The organism is Acinetobacter sp. SwsAc5 (genome assembly GCF_013391485.1).
GTDB classification, from domain to species: Bacteria; Pseudomonadota; Gammaproteobacteria; order Pseudomonadales; family Moraxellaceae; genus Acinetobacter; species Acinetobacter towneri.
This window is the reverse complement of sequence record NZ_JACAXD010000028.1, coordinates 1-25,913: the sequence shown is the minus strand read 5'-3', so window position 1 is coordinate 25,913 and position 25,913 is coordinate 1. Positions and strand designations below refer to the sequence as shown.

General features: G+C 41.1%; 24 protein-coding genes and 1 pseudogene. 12 read left to right on the top strand and 13 right to left on the bottom strand.

The window, feature by feature from the left end; all coding sequences use genetic code 11:
• The first annotated feature begins 30 nt into the window (after window positions 1-30).
• Together mnmE and HYG89_RS13385 are read left to right on the top strand one after the other, a co-directional pair.
• Window positions 31-1,386 (top strand): tRNA uridine-5-carboxymethylaminomethyl(34) synthesis GTPase MnmE, encoded by a 1,356-nt coding sequence (gene mnmE, locus HYG89_RS13390; RefSeq protein ID WP_178867910.1) that lies wholly within the window; start codon window positions 31-33, stop codon window positions 1,384-1,386.
• Between the two features lie 319 nt (window positions 1,387-1,705).
• Window positions 1,706-2,041 carry a DUF1622 domain-containing protein gene (locus HYG89_RS13385; protein ID WP_178867909.1) on the top strand — a complete coding sequence of 112 codons (336 nt, stop codon included), beginning with the start codon at window positions 1,706-1,708 and terminating at the stop codon, window positions 2,039-2,041.
• A gap of 124 nt (window positions 2,042-2,165) precedes the next feature.
• On the opposite strand, the gene HYG89_RS13380 is transcribed toward HYG89_RS13385, so the two are convergent.
• The gene (locus HYG89_RS13380) at window positions 2,166-3,353 is read right to left on the bottom strand and encodes an MFS transporter (RefSeq protein ID WP_178867908.1); all 1,188 of its coding nucleotides are present in this window, start codon (window positions 3,351-3,353) and stop codon (window positions 2,166-2,168) included.
• A 103-nt stretch (window positions 3,354-3,456) separates the two neighbouring features.
• Complete coding sequence (locus tag HYG89_RS13375; protein WP_004969779.1) at window positions 3,457-3,723, bottom strand: metal/formaldehyde-sensitive transcriptional repressor; 267 nt, start codon at window positions 3,721-3,723, stop codon at window positions 3,457-3,459.
• Between the two features lie 58 nt (window positions 3,724-3,781).
• Here HYG89_RS13375 and dmeF point away from each other — a divergent pair, with 58 nt between their 5' ends.
• Entirely contained in the window at window positions 3,782-4,765 is a 984-nt protein-coding gene (gene dmeF, locus HYG89_RS13370; protein ID WP_178867906.1) for a CDF family Co(II)/Ni(II) efflux transporter DmeF, read from the top strand.
• 168 nt (window positions 4,766-4,933) lie between these two features.
• Window positions 4,934-5,581, top strand: a complete 648-nt coding sequence (locus HYG89_RS13365; RefSeq protein WP_372595712.1) for a DsbC family protein — start codon at window positions 4,934-4,936, stop codon at window positions 5,579-5,581.
• 175 nt (window positions 5,582-5,756) lie between these two features.
• On the opposite strand, the gene HYG89_RS13360 is transcribed toward HYG89_RS13365, so the two are convergent.
• From HYG89_RS13360 to HYG89_RS13345, 4 genes are all read right to left on the bottom strand, one after another.
• Window positions 5,757-6,014, bottom strand: a complete 258-nt coding sequence (locus tag HYG89_RS13360) for a GlsB/YeaQ/YmgE family stress response membrane protein (protein ID WP_004969785.1) — start codon at window positions 6,012-6,014, stop codon at window positions 5,757-5,759.
• Window positions 6,015-6,211: 197 nt separating this feature from the next.
• On the bottom strand, window positions 6,212-6,739 hold the full coding sequence (hpt, locus tag HYG89_RS13355; RefSeq protein ID WP_004969787.1) for a hypoxanthine phosphoribosyltransferase: 528 nt from the start codon (window positions 6,737-6,739) through the stop codon (window positions 6,212-6,214).
• A gap of 217 nt (window positions 6,740-6,956) precedes the next feature.
• Window positions 6,957-8,297 carry a guanine deaminase gene (gene guaD / locus HYG89_RS13350; RefSeq protein WP_178867902.1) on the bottom strand — a complete coding sequence of 447 codons (1,341 nt, stop codon included), beginning with the start codon at window positions 8,295-8,297 and terminating at the stop codon, window positions 6,957-6,959.
• Between the two features lie 159 nt (window positions 8,298-8,456).
• Window positions 8,457-9,422, bottom strand: a complete 966-nt coding sequence (locus HYG89_RS13345) for a TerC family protein (RefSeq protein WP_178867900.1) — start codon at window positions 9,420-9,422, stop codon at window positions 8,457-8,459.
• A 403-nt stretch (window positions 9,423-9,825) separates the two neighbouring features.
• Between HYG89_RS13345 and HYG89_RS13340 the strand changes: the two genes are divergently transcribed.
• Both HYG89_RS13340 and HYG89_RS13335 read left to right on the top strand, forming a co-directional pair.
• Window positions 9,826-10,107, top strand: a complete 282-nt coding sequence (locus HYG89_RS13340) for a GNAT family N-acetyltransferase (protein ID WP_178319442.1) — start codon at window positions 9,826-9,828, stop codon at window positions 10,105-10,107.
• Between the two features lie 555 nt (window positions 10,108-10,662).
• Window positions 10,663-11,136, top strand: a complete 474-nt coding sequence (locus HYG89_RS13335) for a BLUF domain-containing protein (RefSeq protein ID WP_104852788.1) — start codon at window positions 10,663-10,665, stop codon at window positions 11,134-11,136.
• A 1,130-nt stretch (window positions 11,137-12,266) separates the two neighbouring features.
• Here the strand turns inward: HYG89_RS13335 and mpl are convergent.
• Window positions 12,267-13,637 (bottom strand): UDP-N-acetylmuramate:L-alanyl-gamma-D-glutamyl-meso-diaminopimelate ligase, encoded by a 1,371-nt coding sequence (mpl, locus tag HYG89_RS13330; protein WP_178867898.1) that lies wholly within the window; start codon window positions 13,635-13,637, stop codon window positions 12,267-12,269.
• A gap of 240 nt (window positions 13,638-13,877) precedes the next feature.
• On the opposite strand from mpl, the gene HYG89_RS13325 reads away from it, so the two are divergent.
• From HYG89_RS13325 to HYG89_RS13310, 4 genes are all read left to right on the top strand, one after another.
• Entirely contained in the window at window positions 13,878-14,219 is a 342-nt protein-coding gene (locus HYG89_RS13325) for a DMT family protein (protein WP_178867896.1), read from the top strand.
• 225 nt (window positions 14,220-14,444) lie between these two features.
• Window positions 14,445-14,957: a 5-(carboxyamino)imidazole ribonucleotide mutase gene (gene purE / locus HYG89_RS13320; RefSeq protein WP_019836195.1), complete on the top strand. Its 513-nt coding sequence runs from the start codon at window positions 14,445-14,447 to the stop codon at window positions 14,955-14,957.
• 14 nt (window positions 14,958-14,971) lie between these two features.
• On the top strand, window positions 14,972-16,093 hold the full coding sequence (locus HYG89_RS13315; protein ID WP_178867894.1) for a 5-(carboxyamino)imidazole ribonucleotide synthase: 1,122 nt from the start codon (window positions 14,972-14,974) through the stop codon (window positions 16,091-16,093).
• A gap of 677 nt (window positions 16,094-16,770) precedes the next feature.
• Entirely contained in the window at window positions 16,771-18,057 is a 1,287-nt protein-coding gene (locus tag HYG89_RS13310) for a lytic murein transglycosylase (RefSeq protein ID WP_004969803.1), read from the top strand.
• Window positions 18,058-18,127: 70 nt separating this feature from the next.
• Here HYG89_RS13310 and HYG89_RS13305 read toward each other — a convergent pair whose 3' ends face one another.
• The 5 genes from HYG89_RS13305 to HYG89_RS13285 form a co-directional block, all read right to left on the bottom strand.
• Complete coding sequence (locus HYG89_RS13305) at window positions 18,128-18,505, bottom strand: hypothetical protein (RefSeq protein WP_162164695.1); 378 nt, start codon at window positions 18,503-18,505, stop codon at window positions 18,128-18,130.
• Window positions 18,506-18,645: 140 nt separating this feature from the next.
• Complete coding sequence (locus tag HYG89_RS13300) at window positions 18,646-19,560, bottom strand: matrixin family metalloprotease (protein WP_004969807.1); 915 nt, start codon at window positions 19,558-19,560, stop codon at window positions 18,646-18,648.
• Window positions 19,561-19,779: 219 nt separating this feature from the next.
• Window positions 19,780-21,714: a molecular chaperone DnaK gene (gene dnaK, locus HYG89_RS13295; protein WP_104852793.1), complete on the bottom strand. Its 1,935-nt coding sequence runs from the start codon at window positions 21,712-21,714 to the stop codon at window positions 19,780-19,782.
• 121 nt (window positions 21,715-21,835) lie between these two features.
• Window positions 21,836-22,408, bottom strand: a complete 573-nt coding sequence (gene grpE, locus HYG89_RS13290) for a nucleotide exchange factor GrpE (protein WP_256734016.1) — start codon at window positions 22,406-22,408, stop codon at window positions 21,836-21,838.
• Window positions 22,409-22,974: 566 nt separating this feature from the next.
• Window positions 22,975-23,454: a hypothetical protein gene (locus HYG89_RS13285; RefSeq protein WP_178867890.1), complete on the bottom strand. Its 480-nt coding sequence runs from the start codon at window positions 23,452-23,454 to the stop codon at window positions 22,975-22,977.
• 220 nt (window positions 23,455-23,674) lie between these two features.
• Here HYG89_RS13285 and HYG89_RS13280 point away from each other — a divergent pair, with 220 nt between their 5' ends.
• Window positions 23,675-24,748 (top strand): alpha/beta hydrolase, encoded by a 1,074-nt coding sequence (locus tag HYG89_RS13280; protein WP_131261892.1) that lies wholly within the window; start codon window positions 23,675-23,677, stop codon window positions 24,746-24,748.
• A gap of 40 nt (window positions 24,749-24,788) precedes the next feature.
• Here HYG89_RS13280 and HYG89_RS13275 read toward each other — a convergent pair whose 3' ends face one another.
• Window positions 24,789-25,427, bottom strand: coding sequence for an acetoacetate decarboxylase family protein (locus HYG89_RS13275; RefSeq protein ID WP_026438449.1), 639 nt, complete (start codon window positions 25,425-25,427; stop codon window positions 24,789-24,791).
• A 142-nt stretch (window positions 25,428-25,569) separates the two neighbouring features.
• Between HYG89_RS13275 and HYG89_RS13270 the strand changes: the two are divergent.
• A pseudogene (locus HYG89_RS13270) lies at window positions 25,570-25,913 on the top strand (RNA-guided endonuclease TnpB family protein); the annotation flags it as partial.

The following is a 25,913-nucleotide window of genomic DNA, read 5'->3' as shown; positions in this document are numbered from 1 at the left end:
CATATATTTTGAAAGTTTTAGGTGAATTTTATGTATAACCGCAGCACCATTGCCGCAATCGCGACTCCACCTGGCCGTGGTGGTGTGGGGGTGATTCGCCTGTCGGGACCAAAAGCCTATGCGATTGCCGCAGCCTTGACCCAAAAAGACTTACCCAAAGCACGTTACGCAGGTTTTCGCCAGTTTTACGATGCAGCCAATGAAGTCATGGATGAAGGTTTGGTGATTTGTTTCCCAAATCCTCATTCATTTACTGGCGAAGATGTGGTGGAACTACAAGGGCATGGTGGCCCAGTGATTCAAAATGCTTTATTGGCACGTTTACTGGAACTCGGTGCAACGGCTGCCAAAGCGGGTGAATTTTCGATGCGCGCCTTTGAAAATGGCAAGCTAGATTTGGTACAGGCCGAAGCCATTGCCGATTTAATTGATGCCACTTCACAAGCCGCTGCGCGTTCTGCAGTGCGTTCCCTTCAAGGGGCTTTTTCCACCAAAGTGAATACTGTGCTAGAACAGTTAATTCATTTACGTTTGCATGTTGAAGCTGCTATTGATTTTCCTGAAGAAGAAATTGACTTTTTGGCCGATGGGAAAATCCTTAATTTGCTAGATGAAGTGGCTACTTCAGTGACTGCTGTGCAACAATCTGCGCGTCAGGGACAATTGTTGCGTGAAGGTCTGCAGGTGGTGATTGCGGGCAAACCGAATGCAGGTAAATCTTCCTTACTCAATGCCTTGGCGGGTATTGAACGTGCGATTGTGACCGATATTGCAGGGACTACTCGTGACGTATTGCATGAAAAAATTACCCTGAATGGCTTACCAATTACCCTGACCGATACCGCAGGCTTGCGTGAAACAGGGGATATTGTGGAACAGGAAGGGATTCGCCGTGCGATTAAAGAAATTGAACAGGCAGATTTATTGTTATTGGTCTATGACTTGAGCCAAAACGAAGATCCGTTGCAATTGGCACAGCATTATTTTGCGGAACATATTGAACCGAAGCGTTTGATGTTGATTGGCAATAAATGTGATTTAACTGGTGTACAAGCTACAATTTCAGATTTTAAAGGGTTTAGACATATTACTGTGTCGGCCAAACAAGAAACAGGTGTTCAATCGCTCATAGAGGCGATTACAGCGCATGCAGGCTTTCAGCCTGAAGAAGATACCTTTATTGCACGTACCCGTCATTTAGACGCAATGAAGCGCACGCAGCAGTATTTGGCTGAAGCACGTGAGCAGTTGGTGGTCTATCATGCGGGGGAATTAGTAGCCGAGTCGTTACGTCTTGCACAGAATGCTTTGGGTGAGATCACTGGTGATTTTTCTGCAGATGATTTGTTGGGCAAGATTTTTGGATCGTTTTGTATTGGGAAATGATTTTTAGCGATTACTTCCTGATTTGATACAAAAATAGCATTAAGTTTGAGTGGCTTAGTGCTTTTTTATTATCCTATTTGGGGTGATCTGCTACTAAAAATCAGCCTATTCGTTAATGTTTAGTTTCTCATTCGGCACAAGCCCGATCTAACTTATGTCATGTTTAAACATTTCAATTTACCTTTATGAAAACCCATCAATAATCACGCAAGTCTTTTTAAACCGCAGCATTTAAAGCTATGATGAGAAAATAATCAAAGATTGGCGCTCAATTCAATCCTAAATGCACGAGATGAAATCTCTGATGGAGGTTTTTTGGATGTTTGAACTGGCTTTTTTACGTGAAATACTCATTTCTTCGGTTCATTTTCTGCAATTGTCACTCGAAGCCATTTCTGTGATTTGTGTGGTGATTGGTCTAGTTAAAACTTTATGGGTGCTGGTTCGGTTAAAATCGGGGCGTACTGCACGTTATTGTTTTGGGGATTGGCTTGCGACGGCACTTGAATTTCAGTTGGCTGCAGATATTTTAGCCACCACAGTAGATCCAGATTTAGATAGCCTAATTAAACTGGCGATCATTGCAGTGATTCGAACCTTTTTGAATTACTTCCTAACCAAAGAATTAGAGCATCAAACCATCAATGAAAAATAATGGCTATTGAGTTTGAGATCAAAATAGAAGACATAGTCCCATTCATCTACAAGGTTTGAATATTTGAATAAACTCAGCTGATCCAAACCTTGTCCTGATTTTAGTTTGTCGTTTAGATGAAACTTCATCCTAAAACAGGTTTGTTCTGCAACTGGCGATACCAAATAATGATGTAGCCACACAGTAAGCAGATGGCTGCACAAAAGCTAAGTACGGCGGTGGTTAAACCGAAATGATCGGCCAGATAACCGACTGCAATAATTGGCAGAATCGTGCCTAAATAGCCCACAAATAAATAGGTCGACATCACTGCAGCACGATTCTGCAGATTGGTCATGGCATGAATTAAACCAAAAGCGCCAATCAATGCCAACCCGTGTCCTATGCCTAGCAGCACATCACTCACAAAAAATAGAAAACTCCAGTGTAAATACATGCATAAACCGAGTACCAATAAACTCAATAACAGCAAATACAGCCCATGATTTAGACATTTTTGTGCAGGAATGGCTTTGGAAAAATACTGCACCAGCGCTGAAATCAGCAAAATACAGGTGATAGCCAAACCACTGACCAAAGGCCCGTGCCACGGAATAATCACTTGCACAAAAGAGGGAGAGAGCGAAGCAAATAAACTAAAGGCAGCAAAGGCACAGAATGCGGTTAAACCTGTAATATAAAATTCTGCATGAAAGCGTGGTTCTGGGCGTTCTAATTTTGGGGCAATCGAGAAGGCTTGTGGCGTAAATTCAGGCGGTGCTAAACGTAACAATCCAATAAAACACAGTACTGCACCCAAAATGACAGGAATATATGGACTAAACAAAGGCGCTGCTGAAAATTGTGCCACACCACCACCGAGCAAAGGACCTAAGCCAAACCCGACTGCGGTAATGACTGAACTGAGCTGTGGCGCATGTGCTTTATGTGATTCGGGGATACTCCACATTAAGCCAATTAACGCCGATGTAGTCATAAGACCTGAAGCAATTCCAATCACAAAACGCCCCAAAGCAAGCCAAAGTGCATTGGTGGCAAACATCGACAGAATCAGTCCGAGGGTGATGATCACTAAACCCAATTCTAAGGTTTTTAAGAAGCCGATACTGTTGCTGGTACGCCCTAAAAAGAGCAAGGTAGCCAAACAACCGAGCATATACGCCACAAAAATAAAGGTGATATGGCTGGGTAAAAGCTGCCACAATTCCTGATAAATTGGATACAGCGGGCTTGCAAGTGCCGTGCCCATGGTGCCAATAATCAGGGCGAGGCTGATCATCACGAAAGGATGCCAAGATTGAGATTGAGTCATAAAAAACTCGATTGATGGCTAAACTGTTGAGTTTAGTCTCATATAGTGAGAAATATCACTCAGTGTAAAGACAAGCCTTGAATCTGGTCAAGCCTATTTGTGTTTAAGCATAGCGTTTTAGCAGTTTCATAAACTCTTCCAGTTCATGTTCATCAATCGCGCATTGATCACCAATCACATGATGACGCAAATGCGATTCGATTAACTCATTCATCAAACCATTGACCGCACCTTTAATAGCTGCGACTTGTTGTAAAACTTCAATACAGCCATGATCAGGATTGTGAAGTGCTTGTTCCACTGCCCCAATTTGCCCTTGTAGACGTTTGACGCGATTTAAAATTTTCTTATCTGTATGTAAATGACCCAACACATCACCTCAATTTCTATATACTCTAGGAGAGTATATTTAACAATGATTTCCCATTATGCGTCAGCAACACTCTCATCGTATCCATCCACATCAATTCGATCAAGGCAATCCGCTGGCGCAGAAAAAAATATTATATGCGGCTTTGCTGACGGCTGTCATGATGTTCTTGGAAATCTTGGGTGGTTGGATTTTTCATTCCATGGCTTTGCTAGCGGATGGCTGGCACATGAGCTCACACATGCTGGCGCTAGGCTTGGCTTATTTTGCCTATCGGGCAGCACGTCATTATGCAGCAGATACACGGTTTAGTTTTGGTACATGGAAAATTGAAATTTTAGCTGGCTATAGCAGCGCCATTTTATTGTTGGTGGTGGCTGCATTTATGGCAATTCACTCTATCGAGCGTTTATTTTTTCCTGTCGATATTCAGTATAACCAAGCCATCCCAATTGCAATTTTAGGGTTATTGGTCAATTTGATTTGTGCATGGTTATTACATGAAGATGATCACCATCACCATCACCATCACCATCACCATCACCATCACCATCACCATCACCATCACCATCATGAGCATACGCATGACAGCCATGACCTGAATCAAAAAGCCGCCTTTATGCATGTGGTGGCAGATGCGGTGACTTCAATTTTTGCGATTATTGCTTTAATTGCGGGTAAATATTGGGGCTGGGATTTTCTAGATGCACTGTTAGGTATTGTTGGTTCAATTTTAGTGGCGCGTTGGGCGATAGGTTTGATGCAGGAAACAGGGAAAACATTGCTGGATGCAGAAATGGATCATCCTGTGGTGGATGAAATTCGTGAAGTGATTGCAGAGTTACCAGTCAGTGTGATGATCACAGACTTGCATGTTTGGAAAGTCGGACAGGGTAAATTTTCCTGTATTTTGGCATTGGAAACCGCACACGATTTAGACGCAGATCAAGTCCGCACCGCCCTCGCCATTCATGAAGAAATTGTGCATATTTCAGTAGAAATTAATCCGCCATCAGGCTTGAATGTTCCACGTGAAACCTAAAGCGTTGCATAGCAAAAACGAGTTGTAGCAATTGCGTAATTCTGGCTTAAAAACACTGAATTCTGTGCAGCTTTCAGCTTAGAATCAGGCTAAATTTACTTTTAGATGAAACACATGATTAAACAATTGAGTTTAGCTGCCTTAATGGGATTATGCAGCGCCGTGAGCATGGCCGATGTTGCAACGGTTAGTAAAAATGTCAAACAACAGCATCCGCAACTGAAATTAGACAATATTCAAGCCACAGAAATGAAAGGTATTTACAGTGCCTCTATGGATGATCAAGTGGTGTATTTGAATGAAGATGCACAACATATTTTGGCGGGTTCAATGATTCGTTTAAAGGATCAGCATAACTTAACCAAAGATTTATTGATCCAACAAAACAGTGTCGATTGGAAAAAGTTACCGTTACAAGATGCAATCAAAAGTGTGCGAGGTACGGGAAAACGTCAGATTGCGGTCTTTTCTGACCCAAATTGCCCATATTGTAAACAGCTTGAGGCTGAACTGAAAAAGCTGGACAACATTACAATCTATACCTTTATTTTGCCGTTAAAAGCGCAATCTGTTGCGCCATCTAAACAGGTGTATTGTGAGAAAAACCCTGCTCTTGCTTGGGAAAACCTGATCACAAAAGCACAATTGCCTACAAGTCAAAGCAGTTGTGCCAACCCTGTGGAGCGCAACATTGTTTTAGCGCATCGTTTAGGTGTAAACGGTACGCCTGCGATTATTTTCTCGAATGGCTTTAAAGTTATGGGAGCATATCCTGCGGCACAAATTGAACAGATTTTTAAAGAATTTGGTCTTTAAGAACGGCTAATTTTTTATCTGATATTGGCAACTAAAATTGTGTAGTGTGTATCGGAGCAAACCTGAAATTTGTGATTGCGAAGTAGATATAAAAAAAACCGCCTCAATTTTTAGGCGGTTTTTTTATTGAGAGAGAAGATGTTTGACTGAAAAATTACAGTCGTTAATACAGGATTTAAGCACGCGATTTTTTCATGAACGTATTATAAATAAATAGAATAATCAGCGCACCAATGATGGAGGCAATAAAGCCTGCGGCAGAACCATCACCGTACAATCCCATCATACGCCCTGCATAGGTTGCCAATAAAGACCCTGCAATCCCAAGTAAGGTGGTGACAATAAACCCTGCTTTATCATCTCCAGGATGAATCGCGCGGGCGATTAGACCTGCAATAAAACCCACCACAATTGCGACAATTAATGACCACATGAGCAGCTCCTTGTTATCTTTGTTTATGTTTTACATCATGTTTCAGACTTATCTTTGCCGAAAAACCCCAAGGAAAATAGTCGAATAATGCTACAGCATGTAGTGTTTTTGTCCTGTTAGATAGATGAAATGCAAATTTCAGCCATAAAAAAAAGTGATCTGAAACGATCACTTTTTTAAAGCGAGGTGTATTTGTTTTATAAGCCAATTTCGCCAATAAACGGAATATGACGATATTTTTGGTCATAATCCAAGCCATAACCGACAATAAACTTATCTTCAATTTCAAAGCCCATAAATTTAACTTCAAGCTCAATTTCACGGCGTGATGGCTTGCTAATTAAGGTACACAGCTCAATTGAATTTGGCTCACGGGTTTGCAAAATTTCCATCACTTTATTTAGGGTGTTGCCCGAGTCGATAATATCTTCAACCACCAAGACATCTTTACCGCGAATTTCACCATCCAAATCTTTTAAAATTTTCACATCACGCGATGACACAGTACCTCCGCCGTAGCTAGATACAGTCATAAAATCCAGTTCATGCGGCTTTTGAATGGTGCGGCATAAATCTGCCATGAACAATACAGAACCACGTAATAAGCCAATTAAAACCAACTCTTTGTCGCTATTGGCATAGTGAGCATTAATTTTTTGACCAAGTTCCTGAACTTTTGTTTGGATTTCTTCTGCAGAAATCAAAACCTGCATTTCAACTGTCATGGGTAGATACCTAAAAAGCAAAAATAAAAAAGGTGTTGACCTGCAACACCCCAAAATATGCGCTAATTTTAATATATCTTGCGCGATGTTGCACGTGCTTGCATGGTTAAAATAGCATCATTTTTGTGCTGAGTGAGAATCTGAGCGTAACAACAAAGCACAACCGAGTATCAGCATTGCCCATCCGATGGGTTTTATATACGAGGATTGCGCAGGTTTAGCCACCTGCTGCTGAGTTTTGATTGGGTTGGTAGTAGGCACGTTGTCCATAAATATAGGTCGCATGAATATTACGGTCATCTGCTAAAGTAATGAGGGCAAATAATGCATCTTCAAGATGTTTGGAACGTTGTTGTCGTAAGCGTTGTAAAGCGGTGGCATTTAAATCCAGCACCACAAAATCGGCTTCTTTGCCTACCTTAAAATTCCCCAGCTTATCGTCTAAGTCCAAAGCTTTGGCAGCACCTAATGTGGCGTGATACAACGCTTCAAAAGCAGAGAGTTTTGCCCCTTGCAGTTGTTGTACTTTATAGGCTTCATTGAGGATATGCAGTACATTAAACGTGGTGCCTGCGCCAATATCTGTACCTAAACCGACCTTCACCTGTCGCTCCCAAGTTTTATGCAGCGGAAATAAACCGCTGCCCAAAAATAAATTGGAGCTTGGACAAAAGGCAATTGCAGAATCGGTATGATGCAGACATTGCCATTCATGTTCTTCTAAATGCACGCAATGCGCAAAAACCGAACGTGAACCTGTTAAACCATAGTGATGATAAACATCTAAATATCCATTTTGCTCTGGAAATAATTGTTTCACCCACGCAATTTCATTGTGATTTTCACTTAAATGGGTATGTACATAAACATCGGGATATTCGGCTTTGAGTTGCCCTGCCCGCGCCAGTTGCTCAGGGCTAGAAGTCGGTGCAAAACGTGGCGTAATCGCGTAGAGATTACGTCCTTTTCCATGCCATTTTTCAATCAACGCTTTAGAGTCTGTATAGCCTGAGTCTGCACTGTCACACAATGCTTCAGGTGCATGCCGATCCATCAGCACTTTACCTGCAATTAAACGCATTTGATGTTGTGCTGCCGCTTCAAACAACGCATCTACCGATTCAGGATGTACCGTACAAAACACCAAAGCTGTGGTGGTGCCATTTTTCAGTAATTCCTGCACAAAAAATTGTGCAATCTGATCTGCATAGGCTTTATCTGCAAATTGCAGTTCAGTCGGAAAAGTATAAGTATTCAGCCATTCCAGTAATTGTTCACCATACGCGCCAATCATTTCAGTCTGTGGAAAATGAATATGGGTGTCGATGAAGCCAGGCACAATGAGATGGTCAGGATAATGATGGAACTCTGTGTTGGCGTTTAGCTGTGCCTGCCCTTCTTGCCATGAACCAAACCACTGAATTTTGCCTTGTTCGCAAATTAACAAGCCATCGTCTACATAACGGACTTGTTCTGAAATTTGATCGGCTTGGCTGGTACAGTTTTTGAAATCAAGAAAGCGACCACGAATTGCGGTGCGTTGTACAGGAGATGGCATAAAACAACCTACATTTTTCATTTTTCAAGAGATTGTACCTTAAATGTAGCTTGCAGCAGTACGATAAAATTTATCGTACGGTAAATTAAAACTTGGTGAAATGAATACAAAAAGCCTTCTCGAAAGAAGGCTTGCAACGATGGTGGGGATTATTAAATTTTATAATGTGGTTTCATGGTGTTTTCGACTATGTCGAATTGATAACCACGCAGTGATTGTCAGCACAAGTATAATAAAGCCGAGTGAAATCCAGATAGGCATGTGGAATACATCTAACATCAGCATTTTAAAGCCAATAAATAGCAGAATTAAACCCAGCCCATACGGCAAATAATGCATTTTAGTGGCTGCTCCTGAGAGCAAGAAAAACATGGCACGTAAGCCCAAAATAGCCATAAGATTTGCGGTGAGTACAATAAAGGGATCGGTGGTCACGGCAAAAATTGCAGGGATAGAATCCACGGCAAAAATAACGTCAGATGCTTCGACCAAAATTAAAACTAAAAATAATGGCGTTGCCCAAAGTACACCATTTTGGCGCACAAAAAACTGATCTTTTTCCAGTGTTGGGGTAATACGCATGTGTTTGCGTAGCCATTTCAACAACGCCATATCTTCAATATTGCTGGCTTCTTGCTCTGGACCTTTTAAGAATTTAAAGCCTGTGTAGACCAAAAATGCGCCAAAAATATACAAAATCCAGGAGAATTCTTGTACAAACCAAGCTCCAATAAAAATAAAAATGGTTCTGAGAATAATTGCGCCCAGTACGCCGTAGAGTAAAATTTTACGCTGTAAGCCCGGTGGGATGGCGAATGCGGCGAAGATCATCAACCAAACGAATACATTATCAATCGCCAGTGATTTTTCCAGCAAATAACCCGCAAAGTATTCCATGACTTTGGTGTTGGCGACTTCTAGCCCAACGCTGTGTTTAAGATACAGCCATAAACCGCCACCAAATAAAGCTGCCACACTGACCCAGGCGATACTCCAATACGCAGCGGTTTTGACTTTGACCGATTCGCCTGCTTTTTGTTTAAAGCCTAAGAAGTCAATGGCGAGCATGACTGCAACAATTGCAAAAAAGACCAGATATAGCCATAAATTGCCGATGGATTCCATACAATCTCCACATCCAACAACTGGCCACAAAAAAACCTTGACCTGTTGTCAGATGATTTCAAACATCTGTAACAACATGATCAAGGTCTTGCCTACATAGAGCGGACTTGTATCAACAAGTATGTGCACTATGCTCAGCGTCCGACTTTTTGCAAAGTGTAATGACGAAACGCTGACACGTTAAAGTTATATTTTAACGCTTGGAGGAGGCTACTCCCCTTGTTCAACATAATTTGGGATCAGGACGTTGCCTAAATCTGCGTAAAGAATTACATAATTTTAAATGTTGTGCAATTTATTTTGCACGGTAAATCACTTTAATTTGTATTGTACAAATTCAGCACAATACTTCGTCAAGATTGTGGCAAATTGAAAAAATAGATTTAGTTTGATAGGTGGACTTATGCAAATTCAACATCAAGAAAGCCCACGTGGTGGCGAGTTTTTTATTGAGCGAGATGGTCGGCATATCGCTGAAATTACTTATCAATATCAAGATGATCACACTATTTTAGCAGATCACACTTGGGTTGATTTGACATTACGTGGTCAAGGGGTTGCCCGTCAACTATTAGATATTTTGGTCGCCTTTGCACGTGAAAAGCAGCTAAAAATTGTACCCGTGTGCTCTTATATTGAGACGGCATTTGAAACGGATACACAATATGCCGATGTTGTGGCTTAAAAAATATTATTTTTTAATCGCTATAGTTGAGCTTACCTGTTTTTCTACAAACACTTTTTTAAAGTAGATCAACAGGTAAGGTATTGCATGCATTCCAATCAGCATGCTGAATAAGAAGAATTTGAGCATCACCGAATCATTCAGTGCAATACATAAACCACTGATAAGCGCAATACAAAACCAGTGGAAAAAAAATGAGCTCACCCACTGCTTTAAACTTAGCCCTAATACAAAAGATGAAATGAGTATATTTGTTTCTTCATTCAGACCTAAACGGTGAAAGCCAATCAGCATGCAAAAATAAACAATTAATAAAAATGATGTGGTAAGCACGTCTTTAAGCATGACTTTCTCCAAATCTAAACCAAAACCGTACTTTCAATGCAATGTATGTTAAAAGATGCTACACATACACCATAGTGGTAAACGTACGGTTGAATTGTCAGTCATAAATTACAATTGATTAAAAAATAATCAAAACTATAAAATAATGAGTGATTATTTGAGTCTATTATCTTAATTTCATGACTACTTTTACATTAACAAGAGTGTGATATGTTAATCAGGTTGTGTTATGCCAGTACCCGAGCAGAGCATCAAAATGATTTACTCCAAGAAATCAGTGATATTTTGGCAACAGCTCGTCAATTTAATGCTGCACAACATATTAATGGGGTACTTTATTATGCTGAAGGTCATTTTTTTCAGTGTTTAGAAGGTGAACAACAGCAGCTCGAGCAATTATTTGAGCGTATTCAACAGGACCCGCGCCACCGTGATGTCTTTCGTTTCCCTGACCAAATACTTGAGCATGTCCATTTTTCAGAATGGTCTATGAAATATGTTCATAGACATAGTCAAATTTCGAGTTTATTTAAAAAGCTCGGCTTTGATGTTTTTCTACCACATCGTTTGGATGAAAAGACGGTACAGCAATTTTTAGCTTTACTTTTGGATTTAGAACAAACCATCTTGCCTGAAAAATCTCAACGGGGTTATAAAAATAGAGGTTATTCAAACTTTTTCTGAATTTAGTTTGTAGGGCATTAGGGTCATTTGCCTCTATCTATTGAAAACGGTTTAAATATTAAAAAGCCAATCTACAGCATGCAGATTGGCTTTTTTATCATGCAATAAAGTCAAGATTATTTGTCATTAATTATCACTTTCAGGGCTTTTACATCTGAAGTATGTTTAAATATATCATAGGCTTTTTCAAATTCTGAAAATTAAAATGGTGTGTTGCTTAATTTTCTCAAGGCAATTTAGCTGAACAGCAATTTTTTAGCAGCATGACTGTCGTATATTGGCATTCACTTAACCCGTGGTTGATGGTCAGGATTTTAATCCAGAGTTTGTTTAACTCAAAATTTACGACCTGCCCTTTGTGCGCCACATTGGCAATATGTCCGTCTGCTTTGACGACATTTTGTCAAATATTCCAAGTTGCTTCGGCACTGATAGTTCCATGGCGCAGTCTACTCCACGACCACCTGTAATTTCTAAAATACGTTAAACCGCATCTTCTTCTGCCTGGGTATCATCAATCTTATATCCCATGATCTATCCGCCTTCATTTTGGAGTGTGCATAAGGTGTTTTTGACAGTTTTCACATGTACTACAACGGCTGACACAAGAAATGATGCCCTATGTCACCTTTTTTTGAAATTTTTGATTGCCGAACCAACTTCTTTAACCATCCCGATGCCTTCGGGACCTAAAATATAGCCATCAAATTACCTCACTTGGCAATTGCAGTGTCTTGAAATTCTGGGTTTTACCTTGCCAAATGCCTCAGTCAGTACTGCAAATTGTAGTTTTGGTTAGCAATCAAGACATCTATTGATTGTAAAATTTCTGGACATAGGTGTTCTTCAAAATCAATATCATGGGCGCCGTGGTAGACCGTGGCATTCATTGTTTTTGAGATGGTGACCATATTTGTTAGTAATGGTGATGAAAGACATCCAGCAGGCAAGCTGTTGCAATTGCGATGCTCGCAGGAAGTTATCTTTCTAAAGTAACAGATCAAGATGATAAGTTCCTGAGCAGTATATTTTTTTAAAAATAATAATATATAAATTTATAATTTGGAAATCCCCTAATTTTTGCTAAAAACAGGGGATTTTGAAAGAAATTTTACGTGGTTGAAGCGACTTTAAGCCGTGTGTTGCAAAGCCTGAATGAGTTTTTGATGTAAACCACCAAAACCACCATTTGACATAATGACCACAGCATCACCCTCACCTGCTTGGCTCACGATTTTTTGAATAATTTCATCCAAAGTATTGGCCACCACCGCATGATTGTCTGCCGCGGCAACCACAGGCTGTAAATCCCAGTCTAAACCTTCAGGTTGATACCAAATCACAGCATCCGCCAAACGTGCTGAATCTGCCAAGCCCTCTTTATGACTGCCCATGCGCATGGTGTTGGAACGTGGTTCAATAATCGCCCAAAGCTTACGCTCACCCAAACGCTTACGTGCGCCGTCCAGTGTGGTTTCAATTGCGGTTGGATGGTGGGCAAAGTCATCATAGACTTCAATGCCGCGTATGGTGCCTAATAACTCCATACGGCGTTTCACCCCACCAAAATTGGACAGCGCTGCACATGCGGTTTTAATTGCAACCCCAACATGCTCTGCTGCGGCGATGGTTGCCAAGGCATTGGCGACACTGTGTTGCCCTGTCATATTCCAGCGCACTTCACCTTGTAGCACACCATTTTTCAGAACTTTAAAATGTGAACCATCTGCTGCAAGTTGTTCTGCATACAGTTCCGCTTGTGGATCTGCATTGAGCGAAGTACGTAGCACAGGTGTCCAGCAACCCATTTCTAACACTTCACCAATATGGGTTTCTGTAATTGGGGCAATAATGCGCCCTTCACTTGGGATGGTACGCACCAAATGATGGAATTGTTTTTGAATTGCGGCCAAATCATCAAAAATATCGGCATGGTCAAATTCAAGGTTATTTAAAATGGCGGTTTTAGGATGGTAATGTACGAACTTGGAGCGTTTATCAAAAAACGCAGAGTCGTATTCATCGGCTTCGACACAGAAATACTTGCCTGCACCCAAACGTGCACTTTCACTAAAGCCTAAAGGAACGCCGCCAATTAAAAAGCCCGGTTCTAAGCCTGCCTGATCCAATACCCACGCCAACATGGTGGTGGTGGTGGTTTTGCCGTGCGTGCCTGCAACGCCCAGTACGTGTTTGCCTTGCAAGACATGATCGGCCAAAAATTGCGGGCCAGAAATATACGGCAAACCAGCATTCAGCATATATTCAACCGCATCAATCCCACGTTTCATGGCATTGCCCACAATCACTAAATCAGGATGCGGTTGTAAATGGCTGCGGTCATAACCTTGCATTAAGGTAATGCCTGCATTTTCCAGTTGAGTCGACATCGGTGGATAGACGTTTTGGTCTGAACCTGTGACGGTATGTCCTAAATCGCGGGCCAAAAGTGCCAAAGAGCCCATAAATGTGCCACAAATACCCAAAATATGCAGATGCATTCCGCCTTACTCCACTGCTTTTATAGACACATCACGTATTTTTGTGCTGTTGTCGTGATTAATTTGATTTGAAGCAACGATAGCAAGGGTTTTGGCGAAAAGATAGTGATTCTTGTATCTCATTTCAGGGATTTTTCAGCGCTGAATCTGCGCCAAAGGATGTAAAAAATTGCTGCTCTTGCATTTTTTATGGCAAATAGCTCGTAAAATAAAACTGAATTTTTAAGATAGTACGACACAATGTCTTCAGCACTTTTACTTTTGGTGATTGCAAACTGTTTTATGACCTTGGCGTGGTATGGTCATCTCAAGTTTTTACCACATGATGCTCCGCTGTGGCAGGCAATTTTATTCAGTTGGGTGATCGCCCTATTTGAATACAGTTTGATGATTCCTGCTACCCGTTTGCTGGCGCAGCATGGCTGGGCGGTAGGTCAAATGAAAATTACCCAAGAAGTTGTGACTTTATTGGTGTTTGTCCCGTTTATGATTTTTTTGTTTAAGCAACCTTTTAAACTGGATTATTTATGGGCAGCTTTATGTTTATGTGGCTGCGTATATTTTGTGTTTCGAGCATCTTAAAATGGTGCTTTTGCATGGCTTAAACAGCTCGCGTAGCTGCAATGGTGTGAGCCTGTGGTTAATTATTAGAAAATAACCAGATAAAAATAATCAAAAAAGTCGGTTGAGTCGCCGTGTTCAATTTTAACAAGTCGAAAAATCAGTCTATAATGTGGAGTTCTTATTCAAGCTTGGCTTTCTCGCCTGAATTTCTCTTTCCTTAGTTTCGTTTCTGGAATATTTGTAATGAACGCGGCCGCTGCACAAGACGCTCCTCTCGTTGGAATTATCATGGGTTCTCAATCGGATTGGGCAACTCTCGAACACACTGCCAATATGCTGAAGCAGCTTGGTGTCCCATTTGAAGCGGAAGTCGTTTCTGCACACCGTACCCCAGATCGCTTATTTGAATATGCTGAGCAAGCGCGTGATCGTGGCATTCAGGTGATTATTGCAGGCGCTGGTGGTGCCGCACACTTACCGGGTATGTGTGCAGCCAAAACTGATTTACCTGTTTTGGGTGTGCCAGTGAAATCTTCAATTTTAAATGGTGTCGATTCATTACTTTCAATTGTGCAAATGCCTGCAGGTATTGCCGTAGGTACATTGGCGATTGGTCCTGCGGGAGCAACCAATGCGGCAATTATGGCAGCCCAAATTTTAGGTTTAACCCGTCCAGAAATTGCACAAAATGTTGCCAATTTCCGTGCCGCGCAAACTGAGAAAGTTTCAAGCAACAATATTCCAGGTCAGGCTTAAGCGGGACAATTACTATGGATAAGACCATCGGTATTTTTGGTGGCGGTCAATTGGGTCGCATGATGGCACAAGCGGCTTTACCCTTAAATATTCAATGTACCTTTTTTGAAGCCAGTCCAGATTGCCCAGCGGCAACCTTGGGTCAGGTTTTTGCCAGCAAAAGCGAAAATAGCCTACAAGATTTTATACACAGTGCCGATGTATTCAGCCTTGAGTTTGAAAATACTCCGTTGGCTGATGTTGATGTATTGATTAAGCACAAAGACTTGCATCCACCACGTCAGGCTTTGGCAATTGCCCAAAACCGCTTGCTGGAAAAAGGCTTATTTGATGAATTGGCGATTCCTGTTGCGCCGTACCAAGCCGTCAACTCGCTGGAAAGTTTACAGGCTGCTGTAGCTGAACTCGGTCTGCCAATTGTGCTAAAAACCGCAACAGGCGGCTATGATGGCAAAGGTCAGTTTGTACTGCGCAGTGCAGATCAGATTGAACAAGCATGGGCAGAACTTGGCCCTGCAGGCAGCTTGATTGCAGAAAGTTTTGTTACTTTTTCACGTGAAGTATCTATTATTGCGGTGCGTGGTCAAAATGGTGAAGTAAAAACTTGGCCATTGGCAGAAAACCATCATCACAACGGTATTTTATCGCATTCGATTGTACCAGCACCAAACAGCACAGACTTACAGCCTGTGGCGCAAGACTACATCACTCGCCTGCTCAATCACTTAAATTATGTTGGTGTATTAACGCTAGAGCTATTTGTCACTGACAAGGGCTTGTATGCCAACGAGATGGCACCTCGTGTGCATAACTCAGGTCACTGGTCAATTGAAGGCGCGGTGTGTTCGCAGTTTGAGAACCATATTCGTGCTGTAGCAGGTTTACCGTTAGGCTCAACTGAAGTGGTAAGTCCAACGGTGATGGTCAATATTATTGGTCAGCATCCCAAAACTGAAGATGTGTTGGCATTGAATGGCGCACATTTGCATTTGTACAATAAAACTGAGCGTGAAGGCCGTAAAATTGGGCATATTACTTTAATGCCGAATGATGCCGCTGAATTGACAGATTTATGCCGCCAATTGGCAAAAATTTTACCAAATCCATTGGCGCTCAGTGCTGATATGAGCTTGTAAATTTAAAAATGACACCAAAGCGCTCATCACGATGAGCGCTTTTTTATACTTTCACGTTTTTATTCTGCCTATTTTTAAGGTGTTCTACCGTTAATCTGTCTAGGATTGACGCTGTAATTTTAGGTTGATTAAGATAGATCAGGCTGAATAAGCAACCATCACCGTAGCAAAGCAATACTTAAAATAAAAATGCGCACAAGTCTGATGGGAAACAGATGATAATTATGAATTCAAAACTTTAAATTCAAATAGCGCGTTTTAAATTTAAAGCGATGCTTCAACTTTGAATTTAAATATCAGAAATGAATTTAAAGATAGATCTGCAGTTTTGAATTTAAATAAAGTAGCGGCTCTTTTGATCTTTAAATTTAAAAAGCTACTTTTAAATTCAAAGCAATACATCGTAAATATGCAGTGAATGTCGTGTTTTGTGGGTAACTTGGGTTGGTTTAATTTGAATTTAAACTTTTAAATTTAAAAGTCTTATCATGTGTTGTGATTTTGAATTTAAAAATGTGAGATGCTGTACTTGTGGATAAGTGTTTTAAATTTAAAACGAGAAAATGAATTTAAAACTGTGTAAATGAATTTAAAGTTACAGATTTTCATCTGATCTCTGTGGCTGAAGGTGTTATGGTAAAGCCAAGATTTAAATTCAAAACACATCAAAGGGTATTATGCATCGTTTCGCTGTGATTTTTGCGACAGCTGCAATGGCAGCTACTCAGGTTCAGGCAGAACTGATTATCAATGGAAAATCTGTCACCGTAACACCAACGGTCAGTACATCTGCAAATTTTCAACCACAAAACCATTTTCAAAGTTGTTTGGCCAATTTACGCAGCCAAGCCATTGCCAAAGGGGTGAGTGGCAGCAGTTATGATCGCTATACTCAAAATCTCAGCCCAGATTATTCCGTCATTGAGCGTTTAAATTACCAACCTGAATTTTCTACGCCAATCTGGGATTATCTCTCAGGCTTGGTCGATGATGAGCGCGTGCAGGCAGGACAGCAGAAATTGGCACAGCACCGTGATGTGCTCAATCGTGTTGCAGCAGCCTATGGCGTACCTGCAGAAACCGTAGTGGCGGTTTGGGGTGTAGAAAGTAACTTTGGTGCGATTTCAGGATCCTATCCATTATTGCAAGCGCTAGGTACCTTGAGCTGTGAAGGACGCCGTCAAAGCTATTTCCGAGGTGAGTTTTTTACCACCATGCGTTTATTGCAACGTGGTGATGTCACTGAATCACAATTAAAAGGCTCATGGGCAGGGGCGTTTGGGCATACTCAGTTTATGCCATCGACCTATGATGAGTTGGCGGTCGATTTTGATGGTGATGGTCGCCGTGACTTAGTATCTAGTATTCCAGATGCTTTGGCTTCCACCGCTAACTTTTTAAAACGTCGCGGCTGGCAAACAGGGCAGCCGTGGGGCTTTGAAGTCAAAGTGCCTGCAGGCATGTCTTTGAGTGGTGAAGGGCGACGCAATAAAAAATCCCTCAGCAGTTGGGTTAATCGTGGGTTGACTCGTGCAGATGGTTCGGCATTAATTCAGGGCAATTTATCGGGCAGTAGTCAGGCAGGCTTGATGGCACCTGCAGGTGCGAATGGCCCTGTATTCTTAGTGTTTAGAAACTTCGATGCCATTTATAGCTATAACGCAGCAGAAAGTTATGCCTTAGCGATTGCGCATTTATCAGATCGTTTAATGGGGCAGTCTGCATTCCGCACCGCTTGGCCAACCGATGATGCAGGTACATCCCGCGCAGAACGCCGTGAAATTCAACGCTTTTTGTTAAGCCGTGGTTATGACATTGGTGAAGTGGATGGTTTAATTGGCGACAAAACCCGTCAAGCGATTCGTCAGGAACAGACTCGACTCGGCTTGGCTGCAACAGGTCGGGCAGGGCAGCAAATTTTAAGAGCGTTTCGTAATGAAGCGGCCAAACAAATGATGCAATAAGTTGTTGTGATTGCATTAAAAAGGTCTGCAAATGTGCAGACCTTTTTAATTTTTGTCTTAAAACAGGGGATTAAGGTTCAATTTTCACTGCTTCAAGCAAATCAAAAATCACAGTCGTGACATCTTGGCTTAATTCTTTGTTATTAAAAATTTCATAAGCTGAAATGGTGATGTCGGTATCACTTGGCAGCAAACGCTGTTCTTCTTCAATCAGGTGTTCAATTGGTAATAAGGTCTGTCTAACCTCAAGATGCAAAATATCTTTGTATTCAATATTTTCATCTTCAAGTTCAATCACTTGCTCATTAAAATACGGCAATAAAATCGAGTGGAGACAAGGTTGAAGCTCAACAATATCAAAAATTTCGATATCACGGCTTTGTTCAATCGTGCTGATGTGGTCATTTACTTCAATCAGGATATGGTAGTAACTCACATGAATCTCCACAGATCGTTCAGGGTTATACAGAGCCTTCACAATAACATGAAATGAGTAAATTTGCTGCCTTTGCACGTGTAATGGATATGCAACTATCGTACAGGGTGAGGGGAGTTTTGTGTTTTAGTCACTTCAGTTTGCCAGATTGCTCAATGCCGTGCATGGAGTAAATCGAGATCGGCAGGGCGCAGTTGGAAATTCTGCAACTGCTGATCTTTTAGCATTGGATACATTAAGGCATAAGGGTCGTTATGGTGTGCTAAACCCAAAGCATGACCAAATTCATGCGCCAAAGTTAGACGTAAATCATCTTTAGATTGAAACTCATAAATCCGAATGGCCTGACCATCAAAGCTGCCTTTATCAAATAAACGTGGTTGAAAACGTGCATTAAATTGCTGGATGGATACATCAATGTCTTGATTAAGTTGATTGAGGGCATCGACTTGTTGATTGAGCTGGTTAATTTGCTGATTAAATTGCGCTATTTCGTGTTCTAAACTCCACATGTGTTGCTGGATTTCTTGTTTTTTGGCTGCAAAAATTTCCTGTTGCGAAGGATGTAGCCCACCACTTTGGTTAATTTGCTGTACTTGACGATTGTATTGTTCAAGTTGTTGTTCAAATAGCATTTTTTTTGCATCAAGTTGTTGATTTTTATCTGCAATTTCTTGTTTTAGTGCTTGAATATTTTGGTTTTGATTGTTCCAGTGTTGTTGGCGTTGTTCAATGGCTGTAAGTTGTTGTTGGCGTTGGTTTGATTCATCTTGACGTTGATCATAAATCAAGTGAATGGCGAGCTTGGCGTTCGGGTCATATACAAAATAATCTTGTCCCGTCCCTTGTTTCCAAATATGGGTGGCTTCCTGACTCAGTTGTAGTAAATCGGCATGGCTTAAGCCAAAACGCGGATCGACTTCAGCAATACGATAACGTAAGCGAGTATCTAAAGGATGTTTTAAATGATCTAGTGCAGTATTGTGTCGTGTATGAGGATGTTGAATATTTTGATAAATCAGCAAGATAGAAAACAGTATGATTGCACCCAATAGAAACAAACGCATTGCTAGCGGCATCCTTTTTTGGGTTTACTGTAGCCGAAAGTAGGGCAGAAACTCAATCTATTTGCAGTTAGAGCATCATTTTATCTATTGTACTCGGTTGAGCGTCCAATTGTCTGTGCTCTTTCATTTAAATCTTGAAGTCAGTGTATGGATATCGAAAAGAAAAACCGCGCTGCAATTGCTTGCAGCGCGGTTTTTGATGTGCGTTAAAGCGACAAATTATTTTTTATCATCTTTGACTTCAGTGAATTCAGCATCGACTACGCCATCATCGGCTTTTTGACCTGCATCGCCTTGGAATGCATTCGGGTCAAAACCTTGTGCACCGCCTTGACCTTGTGCAGCTTCATACGCACGTTGCGTAATTGGCATGATGATGTTTTGAAGCGCTTCAGTTTTCGCTTTGATCGCATCTACATCATTTTCTTTAGTGCTGGCTTCAAGCTCAGTCACTGCTGTTTCAATCGCAGTTTTTTCATCGGCAGTCACTTGTTCACCAAGGTCTTTTACTGCTTTTTGAGCAGAAGAAACTAAAGCATCCGCTTCGTTACGTGCTTTTGCAAGTTCTTCAAACTTACGGTCTTCTTCAGCATTTGCTTCAGCATCTTTAATCATCGCTTCAATTTCAGCATCGCTCAAACCAGAGTTTGCTTTAATTTGAATCGATTGTTCTTTGCCTGTGCTCTTGTCTTTTGCAGACACTTTCAAGATACCGTCAGCGTTAATGTCGAACGAAACTTCAATTTGTGGCACACCGCGTGGCGCTGGTGGAATGTCACCTAATTGGAAGTTACCCAACAATTTGTTTTGTTGAGCCATTTTACGCTCACCTTGGTAAACTGAAATGTCTACTGCAGGCTGGTTGTCTGCCGCTGTTGAGAACACTTGAGATTTCTTCGCAGGAATCGTGGTGTTTTTCTCAATGATTGGCGTCAACACGCCACCCATAGTTTCAATACCAAGCGTTAACGGAGTTACGTCTAGAAGCAATACGTCAGTTTTGTCACCAGACAATACGGCACCCTGAATTGCTGCACCAATTGCAACAGCTTCGTCTGGGTTTACGTCTTTACGTGGCTCTTTGCCAAAGAATTCTTGTACTTTTTGTTGTACAAGTGGCATACGTGATTGACCACCCACCAAAATCACGTCAGAGATGTCAGAAGTTGAAAGTCCTGCATCTTGTAGCGCAACTTTACATGGCTCAATGGTACGAGCGACTAAATCAGCAACCAAACCTTCAAGTTTGGCGCGAGTCACGTTCATCACCAAGTGCTTCGGACCTGTTGCGTCTGCAGTGATATATGGCAAGTTGATTTCAGTCGCATTTGAAGATGAAAGCTCGATTTTTGCTTTCTCAGCCGCTTCTTTCAGACGTTGTAATGCCAATGGATCTTGTTTCAAGTTGAAGTTTTGCTCTTTTTTGAACTCTTCAACCAAGTATTCGATCAAGGCATTGTCAAAGTCTTCACCACCAAGGAAGGTATCACCGTTGGTTGATAACACTTCAATTTGTTGGTCGCCATCAAGGTCTGCAATTTCAATGATCGATACGTCAAAAGTACCACCACCCAAGTCATATACAGCAACTTTACGGTCGCCTTCTTTCTTGTCCATACCAAATGCAAGCGCAGCAGCAGTTGGTTCGTTGATGATACGTTTAACTTCTAAGCCTGCAATTTTACCCGCATCTTTGGTTGCTTGGCGCTGTGCATCGTTAAAGTACGCAGGTACAGTAATCACGGCTTCAGTAACTGTTTCGCCCAAATAATCTTCGGCAGTCTTTTTCATCTTTTTCAAAGTTTCTGCAGAAATTTGCTGTGGTGCAAGTTTCTTGTCATTCACTTCAACCCAAGCATCGCCATTGTCTGCTTTGATGATTTTGTAAGGCACAAGACCAATGTCTTTTTGTACCGCTTGGTCTTCATAACGACGACCAATCAAACGCTTAATTGCGAATAATGTGTTTTTCGGGTTAGTTACAGCCTGACGCTTTGCAGATTGACCTACAAGAATTTCGCCATCTTTATAAGCAATAATAGATGGAGTTGTACGTGCGCCTTCTGCGTTTTCAATTACTTTAACTTTGTCGCCTTCAAGTACCGCTACACATGAGTTAGTTGTACCTAAGTCAATACCAATGATTTTAGCCATTTGGATGTTTCCTCAAAAATTCTTTTGCAATGTTTTCACTTGTTATTCGATATGAGAGCCAATCAAAATTTTTCAAGTTGTTTAGATGAAAATTTTTTATCAACTCTCGATTTTATAAGGCTTAAGCGCCAACCATCACCATTGCAGGGCGGAGTAAGCGACCATGTAAGGTGTAGCCTTTTTGTAATACGTTGCCAATTTCATTGGCTTTTGCATTTGGATCAATCCCTACGGCTTGATGCAGGTCTGCATTGAAACCATTGGCTGTATCAATCACCACCACACCAAACTTTTCTAAAGTGGTCAGTAATGATTTCAAGGTCAGTTCCACACCTTCAGACAAGGCAGTTTTTTCATCACCATTGGCGGCAATAGCACGCTCAAGGTTGTCTACAGAATCCAATAATTCTTTAGCAAACTTTTCTAAAGCAAACTTTTTAGCTGTATCTGCTTCACGTTCTAAACGCTCTTTGGTTTTTTCCGCTTCGTAAACTGCATTGGCAGTACGTGCTTTTTCCAATTTTAGGTTTTCTTCAAGTTTGCTCAGTTGTTCTTGTAAAGACTCAACGGGAACTTCTGCTTGCTCAGTATCTTGCGCTGTTTGTTGTTCCGTCTGCTCTTGCTCAAGGTCTTGAGTTTGTTCGTTCTGCTCAGTTGCCATTGATTTACTCCGTTTAAATGGGTTTTTAAACATGTACAGTCCTTTGGCGTCAGTGCTAACTGCGTTATTGCTGAACTGCCATGGTTAGAGAAGTTCGTAATTAGCTAAGAAATCGGGGCAGGGCAGGCAAAATTCAAGCGTGCCAGTAGATTAATTTTCATTGCCATGAAATTTGGTCAAAAAAATACATTTTGAATCAAGATGTCGGCGGATGAATGAAGCAAATTAAACTTTGAAACTTATAATATTTTTTTGTTTAAAAAAGTATGGTAATAGGGAGCTGATTATTCAGCTAAACCAGTGCTTTTATTACGGAGATAGCTAAAAACACTGTTTTATCAACAGGATTCGACTGGGTGTTTGTTCACTATATTGTGCATGCGTATGATTAGAGTTTTTAAGTTTTGGTTGATTAATCGCTAAAACAACTTAATCGAGAGTAATTATATATTTTACACAAAACCTAACACTGCTTATTCTTTGCGCATAGATGCTATATCGCTGTAGTTTCTTGTGTATTGCTAAATGTGTTTTCGGGGCTTATCTAACTTCTGAATAAGCCCTTTTTTTACCTCATTTGTTTTGCTTTGCTGTAAGACTCAATCACGATCACGTCGTTGTTCACGGTCTTTACGGTTTTCCTGCCAGCGCTTTTGTTGTGCATCACGTTGTTGTTGCCAGCGTTTACGTGCTTCCTCACGCTTTTTTTGTTCAGCTTCAATTTGCTGCTTACGCTTTTGCTCTAGCTGTTTACGCTGCTGTTCCGATAAGCGTTTGCGTTGCTCTGCTAAGCGTTGTCGCTCTTGTTCATAGCGTTGTTGCTGTAATTGCTGTTGTCGTTTTTGTTCCCATTCACGACGTTCTAGTTCACGTTTACGACGCTCTAACTCAACCCGATTTTTACCTTGTTGATATTCCCAACGCTGCCGATCATTGTCATACCGTCGATGATCATCATCATAGCGACGGTCATAGCGTGGCTCATATCGTCCATCGTAGTAACCTTCGTCAGGCACGACCACGCAACCTACGGCTAAAATGGCAGTTGCGCACGAAAGTAAGATCAATTTTTTTGTCATGCTCTGCCTCCTGAGCCGATGAGGTAAATTTGTCTGAAACATCAATCATAGACCGCAATAGTGTCAATGACAGCGTCATAAAAGCAGGGTAGCGTATAGGTAATTTGAATGTGTATAACGATTGAAGCACTTGTATAACAAAATGGTCACTGTGCTGTTGATCATGAAGAAATTATGAAGCGTTTAGGCAAATCATGCAGACATATAAAAAGGAACAGGCATGCAAATTTTGAATTCATCTCTCAAAAATAAATTGCACAAAGGACAAGGTGCTGCTGCACGTGCATTAAATAAGTTACCAAGTCGAGTACATCATACTTTGGCTCAAGCTTTGGGTTATCCGTATCATTATCCAGACCTTGATCCATTTATTAAATGCATGATGGCGGCACAATTAAAACAAGGGAAAATTGGTTTTATTGGTGCTGACCCTGTACAGTCTAGACAGGCATTTGATCGACAAATGCAATCTATTCTGAGCACTCCAACTGCGGTCAAACGAGTTGAAGAAATCCGTTTAAACTTAGCCAGTGGCAATATCGCAGCGCGTTATTATCATCCTGCACCACATAAAAAATTGCCTTTAATCGTGTTTTATCATGGTGGTGGTTTTGTGGTGGGTGGTTTAGACAGTCATGACGAATTTTGCCGCTTAATGGCGGTACATGCCCATGCACAAGTGTTGAGTGTGGAATATCCACTCGCGCCTGAAGCTAGTCCACAGCAGATTATTCAAGTCTGTGAAGATGCTTTGGCATGGGCATATCAACATCGTCGAGAAATGAAAATTTTAAAAAATCGCATAGCGGTGGCAGGCGATAGTGCGGGTGGTAATATTGCAGCGGTGGTTGCACAGCGTAGTGCTCATTCAGCCTATGCACCTGACGCACAATTTTTAATTTATCCAGCCTTAGATTTTAAGAGTCGCCATCCTTCATTCTTTGCTTATAAAGATGGTTTGGTGCTGACGGGGCAAGATATTGATTTTGTCACACAGCACTATGTCACACAGCATCAGGTCGCTTTGGATGATCCAATCATTTCGCCAACTTTTGGCAAATTGAAAAAACTAGCGCCTGCCTTTGTGGTCACAGCAGGGCATGACGTTTTGCATGATGAAGCTGAAATTTATGCACATAAATTACGTCAACATGCTGTCACGGTAAAATATGTAGAATATTTAGATCAAACACATGGTTTTATTAGCATGACCTTTGTGTCGCGTCGCGCCAAAAAAATCAGCATTGAAATGTGTAAAAACTTTAGAAAATTTTGGGATCGACCACGTAGCTAAACCTTGGGTTGTCTTTGTTAATCTGTTTCACGTGGAACGGTTAAACCAGAGTAGAGATTTCGGCTTCTGGAAAAGTCAGTTCGAACTCAGGCACGTAAAAACCATTGATGAAGCGTGCCTGATTAAAATCAGGAAACAAACTTGGATTCGATTGCCAAGACGCATGTTTGAGTGGGATTAATCTGCCGCGAAAAGAAGGATTAAATTGATAAGATTTCCCTTGCCATGTTTGCTGAATTTTTAAAAGCGCAGCAGGGATGTAATGACTATCAATAAAGCTACGTTGCGTATTGCATTTTTCAAGTTGAATGGCGAATTGCAAATCTGCGTGTTGTATTTTGCAACTCATCTGTCGATCTTGAATATCCCAATCAAAGCTTGCCAGTTCTTTCGGAATACCCCAAAGCTGTTGTCCGTGTTGCACAGAAGACTCGGTTGAAACGAAAATTTTAGGAATAGTAGATAAACGACGCTGCCTAAATAAAGGATGATCTAAAATCAGCAGCTCATCGTAAGCACCAATGGGGCTAGCGTTATAACGTACCCACATGACTTGAACAAGACGTCCTAAAAAAGAAGGTGTTAAGCCAAAAGGTTGTGCCTGTTTTAAAAATTGTGGGCTGAGCCAATAATTTAAAATATAGGCTTCACCTTGAAGTTGCCAAGGTGCTGGACACAGTCGGCTCTGATCTGAATTATTTTTATCAAATGGAGCGTAAAACTCTGTCCTTCAGGTCAGAGATATAAGCGACACGACATGAAGTGTCGTTTGATTTAACTAAGGACTATTTTTCTTGAGTTTTGATTGTTAATATAAGTACATGAAAACCCTTAAATTACGTATAAAAGACAAACATTGCAAGGTGTTAGACCAACTAGCATCAGAAGTGAACTTCGTCTGGAATTATGTTAATGATTTAGGGTTTAGGCATTTGAAGCGGAAAGGTGAATTTCTCTCTGCTTTTGATATTGCCAAATATACGAAAGGCACATCCAAAGAATGTAATTTACATAGTCAAACCATTCAGGCTGTAACTGAAGAATTAGTCACCCGAAGAAAGCAATTTAAAAAGGCAAAGCTGAAATGGCGTGTCAGCAATAAAAAATCAGCAAGGCGCTCTTTGGGATGGGTTCCCTTTAAAAAGGTGGCTATCAAATATGCCAA

Coding starts and splice junctions, on each gene's coding strand:
- mnmE (WP_178867910.1), top strand. CDS start 31: ATGTATAACCGCAGCACCATTGCCGCAATCGCGACTCCACCTGGCCGT.
- HYG89_RS13385 (WP_178867909.1), top strand. CDS start 1,706: ATGTTTGAACTGGCTTTTTTACGTGAAATACTCATTTCTTCGGTTCAT.
- HYG89_RS13380 (WP_178867908.1), bottom strand. CDS start 3,353: ATGACTCAATCTCAATCTTGGCATCCTTTCGTGATGATCAGCCTCGCC.
- dmeF (WP_178867906.1), top strand. CDS start 3,782: ATGCGTCAGCAACACTCTCATCGTATCCATCCACATCAATTCGATCAA.
- HYG89_RS13365 (WP_372595712.1), top strand. CDS start 4,934: ATGGCCGATGTTGCAACGGTTAGTAAAAATGTCAAACAACAGCATCCG.
- HYG89_RS13360 (WP_004969785.1), bottom strand. CDS start 6,014: ATGTGGTCATTAATTGTCGCAATTGTGGTGGGTTTTATTGCAGGTCTA.
- hpt (WP_004969787.1), bottom strand. CDS start 6,739: ATGACAGTTGAAATGCAGGTTTTGATTTCTGCAGAAGAAATCCAAACA.
- guaD (WP_178867902.1), bottom strand. CDS start 8,297: ATGCCATCTCCTGTACAACGCACCGCAATTCGTGGTCGCTTTCTTGAT.
- HYG89_RS13345 (WP_178867900.1), bottom strand. CDS start 9,422: ATGGAATCCATCGGCAATTTATGGCTATATCTGGTCTTTTTTGCAATT.
- HYG89_RS13340 (WP_178319442.1), top strand. CDS start 9,826: ATGCAAATTCAACATCAAGAAAGCCCACGTGGTGGCGAGTTTTTTATT.
- HYG89_RS13335 (WP_104852788.1), top strand. CDS start 10,663: ATGTTAATCAGGTTGTGTTATGCCAGTACCCGAGCAGAGCATCAAAAT.
- mpl (WP_178867898.1), bottom strand. CDS start 13,637: ATGCATCTGCATATTTTGGGTATTTGTGGCACATTTATGGGCTCTTTG.
- HYG89_RS13325 (WP_178867896.1), top strand. CDS start 13,878: ATGTCTTCAGCACTTTTACTTTTGGTGATTGCAAACTGTTTTATGACC.
- purE (WP_019836195.1), top strand. CDS start 14,445: ATGAACGCGGCCGCTGCACAAGACGCTCCTCTCGTTGGAATTATCATG.
- HYG89_RS13315 (WP_178867894.1), top strand. CDS start 14,972: ATGGATAAGACCATCGGTATTTTTGGTGGCGGTCAATTGGGTCGCATG.
- HYG89_RS13310 (WP_004969803.1), top strand. CDS start 16,771: ATGCATCGTTTCGCTGTGATTTTTGCGACAGCTGCAATGGCAGCTACT.
- HYG89_RS13300 (WP_004969807.1), bottom strand. CDS start 19,560: ATGCGTTTGTTTCTATTGGGTGCAATCATACTGTTTTCTATCTTGCTG.
- dnaK (WP_104852793.1), bottom strand. CDS start 21,714: ATGGCTAAAATCATTGGTATTGACTTAGGTACAACTAACTCATGTGTA.
- grpE (WP_256734016.1), bottom strand. CDS start 22,408: ATGTTTAAAAACCCATTTAAACGGAGTAAATCAATGGCAACTGAGCAG.
- HYG89_RS13285 (WP_178867890.1), bottom strand. CDS start 23,454: ATGACAAAAAAATTGATCTTACTTTCGTGCGCAACTGCCATTTTAGCC.
- HYG89_RS13280 (WP_131261892.1), top strand. CDS start 23,675: ATGCAAATTTTGAATTCATCTCTCAAAAATAAATTGCACAAAGGACAA.